Here is a 15,547-nt window from a genome sequence, read left to right on the forward strand (position 1 = left end):
CCCAACACACCCGAAGGATGGACACCATGGACCCGAGATTCAGCCAGTTTTCCGTGAAAAATTCCCGCCTTGTGCTGGCCTTGTTGGCCGCCGGGGCCATCGGCGGCGCTGGCGTGGGGCTGGCGCGCACAGAAGCCGCCCATGCAGCACCTGCACCAACAGTTACAACTGCAACACCTGTATCTGTTGCGCTACCGGACTTTTCGTCGATCACGCGGCAGTACGGGCCCGCAGTGGTCAACATCAGCGTGACCGGCAGCGCCGATCCGGCCGATGCGGACGAACGCGCCGCGCAGCGCGACGACCCGTTTGGCAACGATCCCTTCTTCGAGTTCTTCCGCCGCTTCCAGCAGCCCGGCCAGGGCCAGCGCCCGGGACGCGCCCCGCGTGAAGAGGCGCCGCTCGTGCGCGGCCAGGGCTCGGGCTTCATCGTCAGCGCCGACGGCACCATCCTGACCAATGCACACGTGGTGAAGGGCGCCAAGGAGGTCACCGTCAAGCTGACCGACCGGCGCGAGTACCAGGCCAAGGTGCTGGGTGCCGACCCGCGCACCGACGTGGCAGTGCTCAAGATCGACGCCAAGAACCTGCCCGTCGTCAAGATCGGCACCCCTGCCGACCTGCAGGCCGGCGAATGGGTGCTGGCCATCGGCTCGCCCTTCGGCTTCGAGAACACCGTGACGGCCGGCGTCGTCAGCGCCAAGGGCCGCTCGCTGCCCAGCGACAGCGCGGTCTCCTTCATCCAGACCGACGTGGCCGTGAACCCCGGCAACTCTGGCGGGCCGCTGTTCAACACGCGCGGCGAGGTGGTGGGCATCAACTCGCAGATCTACAGCCGCACGGGTGGCTACCAGGGTGTGTCGTTCGCCATCCCGATCGACCTGGCGGGCCGCATCCAGCAGCAGATCGTGCAGCACGGCAAGGTCGAGCATGCGCGGCTGGGCGTGGCCATCCAGGAGGTGAACCAGACCCTGGCCGACTCCTTCAAGCTGGACAAGCCGGAGGGGGCGCTGGTGGCCAGCGTCGAGAAGGGCGGCCCGGCCGAGAAGGCCGGCCTGCAGCCCGGCGACGTGATCCGCGCCATCGACGGCAAGACCATCGTGGCCTCGGGCGACCTGCCGGCGGCCATCGGCCTGTCCGCCCCGGGCGACACCGTCAAGCTGGATGTCTGGCGCAAGGGCAGTGCCCAGGAGATCCGCGCCAGGCTCGGCGGCGCCAAGGACCAGGCCGTGGCCGCCACCACGCCGGACGCCGCCGCGCAAGGCCGGCTGGGCCTGGCGCTGCGCGCGCTGCAGCCGCAGGAGCGCCAGGCCGCCGGCCTGGCCGATGGCGGGCTGGTGGTCGAGCAGGTCGGTGGCGCCGCGGCCCGCGCCGGCGTCGAGGCCGGGGATGTGCTGCTGGCCATCAACGGCACGCCGGTCAGCAGCACCGAGCAGGCCCGCGCCGCCGTCGCCAAGGCCGACAAGTCGGTGGCACTGTTGATCCAGCGCGGCGAGGAAAAGATCTTCGTGCCGGTGCGCCTGGGTTGACGGCCGGGCCGCTGTAGGCCTGCGACTACAGCGGCCGGCGCCCCCACGCCGTGCGCGTGCGGGGCGCTGGCCGGCAGCTGGCCGTGCGGCTCCAGGCGACCATCGGGCCACAGCACCCAACAGGAGAACACCATGGCAACGCCCGACCGCCCTGCAGAACCCACGCCCGCACGTCCTGCGCACACCGACAGCGCGCTCGAATCGCTGGGCAAGGCCATCACCGATCCGCTGCGCGAATCGGCAGGCGATGTGGACGAGGCCACCCGCCAGGCACGCGCGCGTGCCCAGGACAGGGCCGACGCCGAGGCCGCACGCGAGGCCGAAGCCGAGGCCCTGGAGCGCGCCGAAGAAGACCGCGCCCGCGTTCGCACCCAGCCACCCCCCTCCCCCGTCACGGGCCGCTGAGCCCTTCGCCTCTACCATCCGGCCATGTCTGCACCCTACTCCTCCGACGAACCCGGCCGCGCCGAGGTCGATGCCATGCGCGGCCCGGTGTTGCTGGAATTCGGCGACAACTTCTGCGGCTTTTGCCGCGCCGCCCAGCCCGCCATCGCGCGCGCGCTGGAGGACCGGCCCGATGTGCGCCACATCAAGATCGCCGACGGCCGGGGCCGGCCGCTGGGCCGCTCGTTCAGCGTCAAGCTGTGGCCCACGCTGGTGTTCCTGCAGGATGGCAAGGAAGTCGAGCGGCTGGTGCGCCCTGTCGATCACCATCCGGTGGCCAAGGCCTTGCGGGCCCTGGCAGACAGCCCGGCTTAAGCTTCGGCCCGCCCCGCCGCCGGGGCATTCCAAGCTGCCGAGAACTTTCCCATGACCGCTGAAGAAACCCGGGCCATCCTGTCGCTGGCCCTGATGGCCGCCTTCGTCGATGGCGACAAGCACGAGCGCGAACGCGCCGAGATCCGCCGCATCGCCGACAACCTGGCCCAGGCCGATGGCGTGCACCTGCCCACGCTGGTGCAGGACGTGCTGATGAAGCGCGTGCAACTGGCCGGCATCGCCGCCGCGCTGCCCGGTGCCGATGCGCGCCAGCTGGCCTACGAGATGGCGGTCTGCGTCTGCGATGCCGACGGCCTGCACTCGCCGGCCGAGCTGCGCTTCCTCGAAGAGGCCAAGGCTGCGCTTGCCTTGGCGCCCGCCGCTGCCGACGGCTTCCTGCAACAGGCCGACGCCGTGGCGGCCGCGCCGCTGGTGGCCGCCGACGCAGCCCCTGTGCCGGCCAAGCCCGCCGTGGACGAAGCCGCGCTCGACAAGTCCATCCTGAATGCCGCCATCCTCAACGGCGCGCTCGAGTTGCTGCCCGAGAGCCTCTCCACCATGGCCATCATCCCCTTGCAGATGCGCCTGGTGTTCAACGTCGGCAAGGCGCACGGCTACCAGCTGGACAGTGGCCACATCAAGGATTTCCTCGCCACCGTGGGCGTGGGCCTGACTTCGCAGTACCTGGAGCAGGCCGGCCGCAAGCTGCTGGGGGGCTTGCTCGGCAAGCTCGGCGGCGGATTGCTGGGCGGCGTCGGCCGGCAGGCCGTCAGCTCGGGCATGAGCTTTGCCACCACCTACGCGCTGGGCCATGTGGCCAAGCGCTACTACGCCGGTGGCCGCGTGTTGTCCACCCAGTTGCTCAAGGACAGCTATGCCAGCCTGACGCAGCAGGCCCAGGGCCTGCACCAGCAGTACCTGCCGCAGATGCGCGAGCAGGCGCGCACGCTGGACGCGGCCAAGGTCATGGCCCTGGTGCGCGGAAGGTAGGCCGGCTCAGAACGCAAGACAGAACCGACGCGCGCCACGCGGGGTGAGAGCGGTTCGTTCACGCGTACTCGAGCCAGCGGCCCGCGCGCAGGCCTGTGCTATACGTGCCATCCATGCCGCCGAAACCACCGTTCACGCTGAATCTGCGCAGCTACGGCTTGGCCGCGGACGAACACCGCCACGACCACGCCCAGCTCGTGCTGCCGCTGGCCGGCCGGCTGCTGCTGGACATCGGCGGCCGCGAGCGCTTGCTCGGCCAGGGCCAGGCCGCCTTCGTCGACACCGGCATGCGCCACACCCAGGTGTCCCACGAGCGCAACCAGGCGCTGGTCCTGGACCTTGATGCACATCACGTGCCGCTGCCTTTGCTGGAGCGGCTGGCCGCCCAGCCCTACCAGGCCGTTGCGCCAGCGGCCTGGCGGCTCATCGACTACATGGGCCTGGTGCTGCAGGGCGGGCCGGCCACCACCGGCCGGCTGCAGCACTGGGTGCCGCTGTTGCTGGACCAGCTGGGCCAGCAGGCGCCGCGCGCGGTGTCACGGCTCGGCCCACTGCTGGCCCGGGTGCAGGCCGAGCCCGGTGCGCCGTGGACCGCGGAGCGCATGGCGCAGGAGGTCCACCTGAGCGTGAGCCGGCTGCATGCCCTGTTCCGCAGCGAGCTCGGCAGCACGCCCGCGGCCTGGCTGCAGCAGCTGCGGCTGGAGCGCGTGCGCGAAGGGCTGGTCGGCAGCAACCGGCCCATCGCCGAACTGGCGCTGGCGGCCGGCTACGCCGACCAGAACGCGCTGACGCGCGCGATGCGGCGCTCCACCGGCAGCACGCCGGCCGCCATCCGGCGCGCGGCGCGAGACGCGGCCTAAAACAGAGCAGCCGCGGCCGAGACGGCAGCCACCGGCCGCGCCACAGTGGCGGCATGGCTTCCTCGCTTTCCTCCACCCCGGCCCAAGGCATCTGGACCGGCATCCTGTGCGGCATGGCCGCGGGGGCCCTCTGGGGCCTGGTGTTCCTCGCGCCCGCGCTGGCGCACGGCTTCACGCCGCTGCAGCTGACGGCGGGCCGCTTCCTGGCCTACGGCCTCATCGCCAGCGCGCTGCTGCTGCCGCGCTGGCGCCGGCTGTCCACGCAGCTGGGCCGGGCCGACTGGCGCCTGCTGGCGCGCCTGGCGCTGCTGGGCAACACGCTGTACTACGTGCTGCTGGCAAGCGCCGTGCAGCGTGGCGGCATCGCCATGACCTCGCTGGTGATCGGCTTCCTGCCCGTGGCGGTCACCGTGATCGGCAGCCGCGCGCACGGCGCGGTGCCCTTGCGCCGGCTCGTCCCCTCGCTGCTGTGCGGGCTGGCCGGCATCCTGTGCATCGGCTGGCAATCGCTGGGCGGTGGCGCGGCGGCCTCGCCGGTGGGCCTGCTCTGCGCGGTGGGCGCCCTGGCGTCATGGACCGCCTATGCCGTCGGCAACGCACGCGCACTGGCGCAGCGCCCGCAGGTCTCGGTGCAGGACTGGAACCTCGCCACCGGCGTGGCCACCGGCGCCCAGGCCCTGCTGCTGCTGCCGTTCGCGCTGCTGCTGGATGCAGGCACGCACGCCGGCGCGGACTGGCTGCGCCTGGCCGGCGTGGTGGTGGGCGTGGCGCTGGCCGCGTCCATGGTCGGCAACGCGCTGTGGAACCGCATGAGCCGGCTGCTGCCGCTGACCATGGTGGGCCAGATGATCCTGTTCGAAACCCTGTTCGCGCTGCTCTACGGCTTCCTGTGGGAATGGCGCACGCCCAGCGCAGCGGAATGGCTGGCCATGGCCTGCGTGGGCGCCAGCGTGCTGAGCTGCGTGCAGGCGCACCGCCGGCCCGCGCCCAGCCGCTATGCTGCGGCCGCATGACCGCACCGACTGCCGATGCCTTCGCGCAAGCCAAGACCCTGTTCCTCGATGCCGTGGGCCTGACGGAGGCCGGCCGGCACGCCGAGGCCGAGACCCGGCTCGAAGCCGCGGCGGCCCTGGTGCCGGACCGGCCCTCCACCTTGCTGAACCTGGGCGTGGTGCGGCTGCGCCTGGGCCGGCCCGGCGATGCACTGCGCGCGCTCGATGCCCTGGCCGCGCTGGAGCCCGCCAACCCGGCCGGCCGCTTCCAGCGCGCGCTGGCCCTGAACCAGCTCGGCCGCCATGGCGACGCGCTGGCGCTGCTGGACGCGCTGCTGGCCGACCACCCGGCTACCGCCGCCGCCCACCAGCTGCGCGGGCAGACCCTGCAGGCGCTGGAGCGCCATGCCGACGCCCTGCCCGCCTACGAACGTGCGCTCGCGCTCGACCCAGGCCTCGCCGAAGCCAGCCTGTTGCTGGGCCAGCTGCTGCGCGACCTGCAGCGCCCGGACGCCGCGCGCGCCGCCTTCGAGCAGGCCCTGGCGGCGGGCGCCGACGCCGCGCTGTGCCGCTACTTCCTGGCCGGCCTGGGTGCCGGCGAGGCGCCCGCCGGCGCGCCGCAGGCCTATGTGCGCGGCCTCTTCGACAGCTATGCCGACGACTTCGAACCGCATCTTCTGAACGTGCTGCGCTACCGCGCCCACGAGGCCGCGGCGCAGGCGGCCGCGGCCGCCCTGGCCGGCACGCCGGTGGACGCCGCGCTGGACCTGGGCTGCGGCACCGGCCTGTGCGGCCCGCTGCTGCGCCCGCTGGCGCGCCGCCTGCAAGGCCTGGACCTCTCGCCCACGATGCTGGAGCAGGCCCGCGCGCGCGGCTGCTACGACCGGCTGGTGCAGGCCGACCTCACGGCCTACCTGCAGCAGACGCCCGAACGCTACGGCCTGGTTGCGGCCGCCGACGTGTTCATCTATGTCGGCGCGCTCGAGCCGGTGTTCGCGGGCGTGCGGCGCGTGCTGCAGCCCGGCGGCGTGTTCGCGTTCTCGGTGGAGTCGTCGGACGGACAGGCGCTGCAACTGCGGCCCAGCCTGCGCTACGCGCACGGCGCGGACCACCTGCGCGCGCTGGCCGCACAGCACGGCCTGGAGATCGTGCAGGCACAGCCCCTCGTGCTGCGCGAAGACCAGCGCCAGCCCATCCAGGGCCAGGTGCTGTGCCTGCGCGCGCCGGGTGGCGCCGCGACGGGCTGACCGCGGAACATCCGGACGCGGCCGGACTCCATCGCCAGTCCTGCCGGCGCCGCACCGGCTGCCTGCGGGGGCGTCCGACACCTTCATCCAACCTTTTGCCCAGGAGAGCTTCGATGAGCATTGCACGCAGATCCTTCCTTGGTGCCGCACTCGGCGCGGCCAGCATCGGCCCGCACGCCTGGGCGCAGCCCGCCAGCGCCCCTTACCAGCCGCAGGTCGGCCAGGGCGGCAAGGACGTGGTGTGGGTGCCGACCTCGCAGACCCTGGTCGATCGCATGCTGGACATGGCCGGACTCACGCCGCAGGATCGGCTGGTCGACCTGGGCTCGGGCGACGGCCGGCTCGTGATCACGGCGGCCAAGCGCGGCGCACGTGCGCGCGGCATCGAATACAACCCCGACATGGTGGCGCTGTCGCGGCGCGCCGCCGAAGCCGAGGGCGTTGCGGGCCGGGCCAGCTTCGAGCAGGCCGACATCTTCGCGTCCGACTTCTCCGAAGCCACCGTGGTCACGCTGTTCCTGCTGCCCAACCTGAACATGCGGTTGCGGCCCACACTGCTGGGCATGCCGGCCGGCACGCGCGTGCTGTCCAACTCCTTCACGATGGAGGACTGGGAGCCCGACGACTCGTTCAACGTCGTCGAGGGCTGCGCAGGCTATTGCAATGCGCTCAAGTGGGTGGTGCCGGCCAAGGTGGGCGGCAACTGGCAGCTGGGCGGCGAGCGGCTGCAGCTCACGCAGAGCTTCCAGAAGCTGGAAGGCCGCCTGGGGCCGGCTTCACCGCTGGCCGCAGCGCGGCTGGACGGCGCGAACATCCGCTTCACGGCCGGCGGGCGGACCTATGCGGGGCAGGTGGCCGGCAACACCATGCGCGGCACCGTGGACGGCGCCCCGTGGAGCGCCACCCGCGTGGCGGGCTGAAGGCCTTCAGGCCGTTGCAGTCTGCCGCGGCCGGCGCGGCGCGGGCGATACCGCCGGCTCCGCCACCGCGTTGCGCGCCGACAGGTCGATCGGCGCGGCCGTCGGCAGGCCCTCGAAATCCAGCCACTGGTGGCGCTCGAAGTCGTACAGCTTGCAGGTGCGCAGCGTGCGCAGCATCGAGAACAGCGACAGCGGCTCCACCACCAGCCGGTTGCCCAGCAGCGTGTTCATGCGCTTTTGCGCCGGCAGCAGCAGGTAGCTGGGAATGCCGTGGTGCGCATGGTGGGCGGCATGGCAGTAGACGTTGTTGACCATCTTGCTGAACCAGTCGGGCGTGGTCAGCACGGTGGAGCACAGCTCGGGCGCGTAATCGCCGGAGCGTGCGATGTCGCCCTTGAACCAGGGGATGTTGGGGTGCGTGTGCATCAGGTACAGCGTGGCGCTGCTGATCCAGAAGTGCAGCATCAGCGGACCGAACCAGCCCAGCAGCACGGCCGTGCCGGCCTCGATGGGGGCGATGCGCGGCGCCACCAGCGCCAGGAAGGCCACCATGCCACCATGGAACAGCACCAGCGGCACGGCATAGGCCATGGACACGCCGCGCTGCTCCAGGGGTGTGCGCACGTTGGGCCACACGCGCGTGGGAATCCAGCGCACCAGCCAGTACACGAACAGGCCGAACACGTTGGGCGCGCGGCACAGGCGCTCGGCCAGTTGCTGCAGCGGGCTCAGCGCGTCGTACTCGGCCTTGGAGAACGGGCGGTAGAAGTCGAAGTGGTCGCCGTTGGTGCGCGGGTGGTGCACGTGGTTGTGGTCATGCGTCCACATCCGGTAGTTCTGCACCGAGGGCACGCCCAGGGCCAGGGCGGCGATCCAGTTCCAGCGGCGGCTGGCGAAGAGCGTGCGGTGCGAAGCATCGTGCGCCAGCGTGTACATGGAGGTCAGGCGGATGCCCAGCAGCACGCTGGCCAGGATCTTCCAGCCCAGCGTGGGCGCCAGCAGCACGGCGGCCCACAGGCCCCAGTACAGCGCGCCATCGCGCAGCAGCAGCAACGCGCCGCTCTTGTTGCGCGGCGTGGCAAAGACGGACAGCTCGCGGATCAGCTGGCCCCGCGAGATCGCAGGCGGGGTGGCGGACAACGGCGCGGCGGTGGATCGCATCGGAACTCCCTGTAACTTGTTGTGACACGAGCTGGCGATTTGAGCCTGCCGCACCCGGGCTCGGTGGGCCGAAAAGCAGGGGAAAAACCGGCCGTCTCCAAAAATGCTGCAGCGCAACAACATCGGCTACCATCGTCGCTGGAGAGAACAAGCACGTGGGCAACGACCAAGCCTTTGCCGAATTGGGCCTGCCCAACGACGCCAGCGAATCAGAGATCAAGGCCGCCTGGCGCCGGTTGGCGTCGCGCTGGCATCCGGACCGCAATGCCAGTGCCCAGGCCGTGGCGCGGATGCAGCGCATCAACCAGGCCTTCGAATCGATCCAGCGCGCCCGCCAGGGCCAGGCTGATGCGCCCGAGCCACCGCCGCCGCCACCACCGCCGCCTGCCCCGGCAGCGGGCGCCGAGCCGCCCACCGAGCCCCCGGCGCAGGCCGCACGCCCCGACCAGCCACCGATTCGCCGCAAGCTCAAGCTCACGCTGGAAGAAGCCGCCGCCGGCTGCATCAAGGCCCTGCGCGGCAAATTCACGCCCGTCTGCCACCACTGCGCGGGCCAGGGGCACCGCACGCTCGCCAACGCCTGCAAGCGCTGCCGCGGCAAGGGCACGTTCGTGCGGCCTTCGGCCTGGTTCGGCTGGCCGGGCCAGCCCGAGGAATGCGGCGACTGCGCCGGCACCGGCATCGCCCGGGAGGACTGCGGCCCCTGCGGCGCCACAGGCAGCCTGCCCGTGCAGAACTACGAGGTGCAGGCGCGCATCCCGCCTGGTGTGCGCGACGGCGACCTGCTGCACGTGGCGGCGCGGCGCGCGCCGGCCGACCTGGAGGTGCAGGTCGGCGTGGCACCGCATCCGCTGTTCACGCTGCACGACGACGGCAGCCTGTCCTGCAAGGTACCGGTCGACGCGTTCGCGTGGATGGCCAACCGACCGGTGTCCATCCCCACGCTGGACGGCGTGCAGCCGCTGGCGCTGCAGCGCGACCGCCGGCACTACGCGCTGCCCGGGCTGGGCTTTCCGGTGCGCCACCGGGGGCCGCGTGCCGAGCAGCGGGTGGAGATCGAGCCGGTATTTCCCGACCGCTTCGGCAGCGACCAGGACATCCTGCTCGACCAGTTGATCGCCAGCAACGCGGGCGCCGACCCGCGCCTGGCCGAGTGGCAGCGCACGCTGCGTGCGCGCGACCGCAAGCGCCCCCCGGGGTGAGCTAACCTCGGCGGCCGATTGAAGGACCGCCAGCGTGACGCTCAAACCCCTGCTTCCCACCCTCTTGCTCGCGGCCCTCGCCGCGCCGGCCGCCCTGGCCCTGCAGATCACGTCCGTCACGCCGCAGGGCGAGGTCGCCCAGGCGCGCCAGGTGGTGGTGCGCTTCGACCAGGACGCCACCCGCTTCGGCGATGCACGCGCCCCCGCGCCGGCCACCGTGCGCTGTGCCGACGAGGCCGCAGGCCGGGGCACGGGCCGCTGGAACAACGCACGCGAATGGGTTTGGCAACTGGAGAACGACCTGCCCCCGGGCCAGCGCTGCGAGCTGACGGCGGCGTCGGGCCTCGAGCTGACGGGCCGCACCCGCTTCACGTTCCAGACCGGCGGCCCGGTCGTGCGCAGCACCTGGCCCTATGGCGGCCAGGTCGACGAGCAGCAGTTCTTCGTGCTGCGGCTCAACGGCCCGGCCACGCTGGACAGCGTGCGCGCCAACGTCTGGTGCGCCGTCGAGGGCGTGGGCGAACGCGTGCCCGTGCGCCTGGTCGAGGGCGCCGACCGGGCCGCGCTGCTGAAGGCGCGCCGGCTCGAGGAGGAGGCCGCCAAGTCGCCGCTGGCGGTGCAGACGCTGGCCTGCAACCGGCGCCTGCCCGCTTCGGCCGACCTGCAGATCGTGTACGGCCCGGGCGTGGCCACACCCAGCGGGGTGGCCAACCGCGTGGAGCGGCGCTTCGACTTCACGGTGCGCGCCCCCTTCACGGCCAGCTTCAGCTGCGAACGCGAGAACGCCCAGGCCGACTGCCTGCCGATCCGCCCGCTGCGCCTGCAGTTCACCGCACCGCTGCCGCGCGAGCAGGCCGCCGCCGCCCGGCTGCAGGGCGGCGGACGCAGCATCGCACCGCAGATCGACGACAGCACCGATGCGCTGGTCGACGGCCTGCGCTTCGACCCGCCGTTCACGGAAGGCACGGCCTACACCCTGACGCTGCCGGGCAAGCTGCGCGACGCCTCCGACCGCCCGCTGGACAACGCCGACACCTTCCCGCTGGCCGTGCGCACGGGCGCCATGCCGCCGCTGGCCAAGTTCGCCTCCCGCCCCTTCGGCATCGTCGAGCGCCTGGCCGAACCCGGCGGCCCTGCCCTGCTGCCTGTGACGGTGCGCCGCATCGAGGCCGCGCCCGGCGTGGGCGCGCTGCGCATCGCCGATGGCCAGGTGGCCACGCTGCGGCCAGAGAGCGATGCCGAGATCCTGGCATGGTGGCGCAAGGTGCAGCGCTACGACCGCTTCCAGGTCGAGCGCAAGCAGGCCGCGGCCGACCTCCGGCAGCCGCTGCCGCGGGTGGTCGACCCCGACCAGAAGGGCTGGGTGCAGTCGCGCATGCTGTCGCTGCTGGCCGGCCAGAACGGCGTGCAGCAGTTGAAACTGCCCACGCCGGATGGCAACGACCCGCGACCCTTCGAGGTGGTCGGCATCCCGATGGCGCCAGGCTTCCACGTGGTCGAGATCGCCTCGCGCCAGCTGGGCGCGGCCCTGCTCGACGAGCGCTACGGCCCGGAGCGGACCATGGTCGTGCGCACCGCCGCGCTGGTCACCAACCTGGGCGTGCACTTCAAGCTCGGCCGCGAGAACGCGCTGGCCTGGGTCACGGCACTGGACAGCGGCAAGCCCGTGGCCGGTGCGCGCGTCGCCGTCAGCGACTGCCGCGGCCGCGCCGTCGCCAGTGGCCAGACCGATGCCCAGGGCGTGGTGCAGCTCCAGGGCCTGTCGCCCGAGCCGCCGTCCTGCGCGCAGGACGAAGGTGCCGCCGCCTGGTTCGTCACGGCGCGCGCGCGGGGTGCCGACGGCGTGGACGACCTGGCCTTCACCTTCAGCGACTGGAACCGCGGCATCGAGCCCTGGCGCTTCGACCTGCCGACCAGCCAGGAAGTGGCACCCGACCTGCGCGCCCACACCATCCTGGACCGCACGCTGCTGCGCGCCGGCGAGACCGTGGGCATGAAGCACCTGCTGCGCACCGAGACCAGCGCCGGCCTGGCGCCGGCCGCCTGGCGCCCGGCCACCCTGCGCATCACCCATGTGGGCAGCGGCCAGCAATTCGAGCAGCCGCTGGCCTGGCGCGACACGGCGACGGGCGGGCGCAGCGCGCAGAGCAGCTTCAAGCTGCCGCCCGCCGCCAAGCTCGGCGAGTACCAGATCGAGCTGGTCGGCACGGAGAACGAGGCCGAGCGCAGCCTGGCATCCGGCCGGTTCCGCGTGGAGGAGTTCCGCCTGCCCGTCATGGAAGGCCGCATCGCGCCGACCGCCAGCGCGAACACCAGCGGGCCGCTGGTGCAGCCGGGCGCCCTGGCCGCCAACGTGCAGGTCAACTACGTGGCCGGCGGCGGCGCGGCCAAGCTGCCGGTGGAGGTCTCGGCGCTGCTGCGCGAGCGCTGGCTGCAGTTCGACGGCTATGACGCCTTCAGCTTCGCGCCGCCGCGCGACCGGCGCCAGGGCAACTCCGACGAAGGCGAGGAGGAATCCGAGGCCAGCAACGGCCCGCGCGTGATCGCCAACAAGCTGCCCGTGACGCTGGACGCCCAGGGCGCGGGCCGCGTGGCGCTGCCCGAGATCCCGGCCGCGCCGCGCGCGCAGGAGCTGCTGCTGGAAGCCCGCTATGCCGACCCGAACGGCGAGATCCAGACCCTGCGCGGCACGCACACGGTCTGGCCGGCCGGCGTGGTGGCCGGCCTCAAGACCGAGGGCTGGGTCTCCGCACGCGGCAAGGTGCAGCTGCAGGCGCTGGCGCTCGACCTCAACGGCAAGCCCAAGGCCGGCGTCGCGCTGGATGTGCGTGCCCAGGCCCATGTGGCCACCACCAGCCGCAAGCGCATGGTCGGCGGCTTCTACACCTACGACACGAAGCGCGAGACGAAGGACCTGGGCAGCGTCTGCAGCGGCAAGAGCGACGCGCGCGGCCTGCTGCTGTGCGAGGCCCAGCTGGGCCAGGGCGGCGAGGTCGAGCTGGTCGTCACGGCCAAGGACGACGCCGGCCGCAGCGTGCAGGCGGCCAGCTCGGTCTGGGTCACGCGCCAGGGCGAGCTGTGGTTCGGCGGCGAGAACCATGACCGCATCGACCTGCTGCCCGAGCAGCGCGAGGTGCAGCCCGGCGACACCGTGGCGCTGCAGGTGCGCATGCCGTTCCGCCAGGCCACGGCCCTGGTCACCGTGGAGCGTGAGGGTGTGCTGTGGCACGAGGTGGTGGAACTCAGCGGGCAGGATCCGACGCTGCGTCTGAAGGTGCAGGAAGGCTGGGGTCCCAACGTCTACGTCAGCGCGCTGGTGCTGCGCGGCCGGCTGCGCGAGGTGCCCTGGTACTCGTTCTTCACCTGGGGCTACAAGGCGCCGCGCAGCTGGTGGAGCGCTTTCTGGACCGGCCGCAACGAGGTGGTGGCGCCGAGCGCGATGGTCGACCTCTCCAAACCGGCCTTCCGGCTCGGCGTGGCCGAACTGAAGGTCGGCACGCGCGCCCACCGCATCGACGTGCAGGTGCAGCCCGAGCGCGCCAGCTACCAGGTGCGCGAACGCGTGCAGGTGCGCATCACGGCTAGGCTGCCCGATGGCAAGCCGGCCGCGGGCGCCGAGGTGGCGCTGGCCGCCGTCGACCAGGCGCTGCTGGAACTGGCCCCCAACGACAGCTGGGACCTGCTCGGCGCCATGCTGCAGCGCCGTGCCTGGGGCGTGCAGACCGCCACCGCGCAGATGGAAATCATCGGCCGGCGCCACTACGGCCGCAAGGCGGTGCCGGCCGGCGGCGGCGGTGGCCGCAACCCCACACGCGAGCTGCTGGACACGCTGCTGCTGTGGAACCCGCGCGTGGTGCTGGATGCGCAGGGCCAGGCCACGGTGGAGGTGCCGCTCAACGACGCGCTGACGACATTCCGCATCGTCGCCGTGGCCGACAGCGGCCAGGCCCTGTTCGGCACCGGCCAGGCCAGCGTGCGCACCACGCAGGACCTGCAGATCTTGAGCGGCCTGCCGCCACTGGTGCGCGAGGACGACCGGTTCCGCGCGCAGTTCACGCTGCGCAACACCACGGCCAAGGCCATGCGGGTGGAGTTCAAGCCGCGCGCCACGCTGCTGGAACTGACGCAGCAAACCATCGAGATCCCGCCGAACGAGGCGCGCGAAGCCACCTGGGACGTGGTGGCACCGACCCAGCTGGCGCACACGCGCGCCGAGTCCATCCTGTGGGAGGTCGAGGCGCGCGACCTGTCGGGCAACGCGCGCGACGCGCTCAAGGTCAGCCAGCGCATCGTGCCGGCCGTGCCCATCGCCGTGCAACAGGCCACGCTGGTGCAACTGGACGGGCCGTTCACGCAGCCCGTGCAGCCGCCGGCCCAGGCGCTGGCCACCAACGGCAAGCCACGCGGCGGCCTCTCGCTCGCGCTGCAGCCGCGCCTGGCCGATGGCCTGCCGGGTGTGCGCGACTGGTTCCAGCGCTACCCCTACAGCTGCCTGGAGCAAAGCGCCAGCCGCGCGCTCGGCCTGGAGGACGAAGCCATGTGGAAAGGCGTGGTGGCCCAGTTGCCCACCTACCTGGACAGCGACGGCCTGGCCAACTACTTCCCACCGCGCGATGGCGAGGCCGCGCGCGGCAGCGACACGCTGACGGCCTACCTGCTGGCCGTGAGCCACGAGGCGGCCGCGCTCGACCCGCGCTTCGCGCTGCCCGAGGCGCAGCGCCGCCAGATGGAGGACGGCCTGCTGGCCTTCGTCGAAGGCCGTTTGCAGCGCAGCTTCTGGAGCCCGCGCGCGGACCTGGACGTGCGCAAGCTCGCTGCCCTCGAAGCGCTGTCGCGCAGCGGCCGCGCGCCGGCCCGCCTGCTGGCCAGCCTCACCATCGCGCCCGAGCAATGGCCCACGCACGCGCTGCTGGATTGGGTGCAGATCCTGCAGCGCGTGAGCGACGTGCCGCAGCGCGCCCAGCGGCTGGAACAGGCACAGCAGCTGCTGCGCACGCGGCTGGCGTTCTCGGGCACCCGGGTGGGCTTCTCCACCGAGCAGGGCGACGCCTGGTGGTGGCTGATGGCCAACACCGACGCCAATGCCGCACGCCTGCTGCTGGTGGCGCAGAACGAAGCCGGCTGGCAGGCCGACATGGGCCGGCTGGCCAGCGGCTTGATCGCGCGGCAGCAGCGCGGCGCCTGGCAGACCACCACGGCCAACCTGTGGGGCAGCCTGGCGCTGCGCAAGTTCTCGGCCAAGTACGAGGCCGACCCGGTGAGCGGCAGCACGCGCGCGCAGCTGGGCAGCGAGAGCGTGCGCGCCGACTGGCCGGCCAAGGGCGCACCACCGGCCCAGTTCCTGCCGTGGCCCGGCACGGCCGCCGCGACGTTGCAGGCCACGCACGAAGGCAGCGGCAAGCCCTGGCTCACGTTGCAGTCGCTGGCTGCGGTGGAAGTGAAGGCCCCTTTCGATGGCGGTTACCGCATCGTGCGCGAGGTCGTGCCCGTCGAGCAGGCCCAGCCCGGCCGCTGGACGCGCGGCGACATCCTGCGCATCCAGCTCAGCGTGACGGCCGCGCAGGACATGAGCTGGGTGGTGTTGTCCGATCCCGTGCCGGGCGGCGCCACCATCCTGGGCACCGGCCTGGGCCGCGACTCGGCCATTGCCACCCAGGGCGAGCGGCGTGGCGGCAACGCCTGGCCGGCCTTCGAGGAGCGCGGCTTCGAAGCCTTCCGCAGCTACTACGGCTTCCTGCCCAAGGGCGAGGTCAAGACCAGCTACACGGTGCGGCTCAACAACGTGGGCGAGTTCGCGCTGCCGCCCACGCGCGTGGAGGCCATGTACGCGCCCGAGATGTTCGGCGAGCTGCCGAACGCGCGGGTGAAGGTCCAGGCGCCGTGAAGA

At 72.4% G+C, this 15,547-nt stretch carries 11 protein-coding genes; 10 read left to right on the forward strand and 1 reads right to left on the reverse strand.

All coding sequences use genetic code 11. The features are described from left to right. Nucleotides 1-26 precede the first annotated feature (26 nt). The 8 genes from DES41_RS00370 (at nucleotide 27) to DES41_RS00405 (ending at nucleotide 7,297) form a co-directional block, all read left to right on the forward strand. Entirely contained in the window at nucleotides 27-1,529 is a 1,503-nt protein-coding gene (locus DES41_RS00370) for a DegQ family serine endoprotease (protein ID WP_114466756.1), read from the forward strand. A gap of 132 nt (nucleotides 1,530-1,661) precedes the next feature. Next, nucleotides 1,662-1,934: a hypothetical protein gene (locus tag DES41_RS00375; protein ID WP_114464900.1), complete on the forward strand. Its 273-nt coding sequence runs from the start codon at nucleotides 1,662-1,664 to the stop codon at nucleotides 1,932-1,934. A gap of 24 nt (nucleotides 1,935-1,958) precedes the next feature. Continuing rightward, entirely contained in the window at nucleotides 1,959-2,288 is a 330-nt protein-coding gene (locus DES41_RS00380) for a thioredoxin family protein (protein ID WP_114464902.1), read from the forward strand. A 51-nt stretch (nucleotides 2,289-2,339) separates the two neighbouring features. After that, nucleotides 2,340-3,278 (forward strand): GTPase, encoded by a 939-nt coding sequence (locus DES41_RS00385; protein WP_114464904.1) that lies wholly within the window; start codon nucleotides 2,340-2,342, stop codon nucleotides 3,276-3,278. Between the two features lie 113 nt (nucleotides 3,279-3,391). After that, on the forward strand, nucleotides 3,392-4,138 hold the full coding sequence (locus DES41_RS00390; protein WP_114464905.1) for a helix-turn-helix transcriptional regulator: 747 nt from the start codon (nucleotides 3,392-3,394) through the stop codon (nucleotides 4,136-4,138). A gap of 53 nt (nucleotides 4,139-4,191) precedes the next feature. Beyond that, nucleotides 4,192-5,151 carry a DMT family transporter gene (locus DES41_RS00395; RefSeq protein ID WP_114464907.1) on the forward strand — a complete coding sequence of 320 codons (960 nt, stop codon included), beginning with the start codon at nucleotides 4,192-4,194 and terminating at the stop codon, nucleotides 5,149-5,151. Continuing rightward, complete coding sequence (locus DES41_RS00400) at nucleotides 5,148-6,377, forward strand: tetratricopeptide repeat protein (RefSeq protein WP_170168055.1); 1,230 nt, start codon at nucleotides 5,148-5,150, stop codon at nucleotides 6,375-6,377. Before DES41_RS00395 ends, DES41_RS00400 begins: the two co-directional genes overlap by 4 nt. Before the next feature lie 113 nt (nucleotides 6,378-6,490). Beyond that, on the forward strand, nucleotides 6,491-7,297 hold the full coding sequence (locus DES41_RS00405) for an SAM-dependent methyltransferase (protein ID WP_114464911.1): 807 nt from the start codon (nucleotides 6,491-6,493) through the stop codon (nucleotides 7,295-7,297). 6 nt (nucleotides 7,298-7,303) lie between these two features. Here the strand turns inward: DES41_RS00405 and DES41_RS00410 are convergent, their stop codons facing one another. After that, complete coding sequence (locus DES41_RS00410; protein ID WP_170168056.1) at nucleotides 7,304-8,458, reverse strand: fatty acid desaturase family protein; 1,155 nt, start codon at nucleotides 8,456-8,458, stop codon at nucleotides 7,304-7,306. A 155-nt stretch (nucleotides 8,459-8,613) separates the two neighbouring features. Here DES41_RS00410 and DES41_RS00415 point away from each other — a divergent pair, with 155 nt between their 5' ends. Both DES41_RS00415 and DES41_RS00420 read left to right on the forward strand, forming a co-directional pair. Next, nucleotides 8,614-9,660 carry a DnaJ C-terminal domain-containing protein gene (locus DES41_RS00415; RefSeq protein ID WP_245965527.1) on the forward strand — a complete coding sequence of 349 codons (1,047 nt, stop codon included), beginning with the start codon at nucleotides 8,614-8,616 and terminating at the stop codon, nucleotides 9,658-9,660. 34 nt (nucleotides 9,661-9,694) lie between these two features. Further along, entirely contained in the window at nucleotides 9,695-15,544 is a 5,850-nt protein-coding gene (locus DES41_RS00420) for an alpha-2-macroglobulin family protein (RefSeq protein ID WP_245965528.1), read from the forward strand. The last annotated feature ends 3 nt before the right edge of the window (nucleotides 15,545-15,547 follow it).

The organism is Pseudorhodoferax soli (assembly GCF_003337555.1).
Taxonomy (GTDB): Bacteria; Pseudomonadota; Gammaproteobacteria; order Burkholderiales; family Burkholderiaceae_C; genus Pseudorhodoferax; species Pseudorhodoferax soli.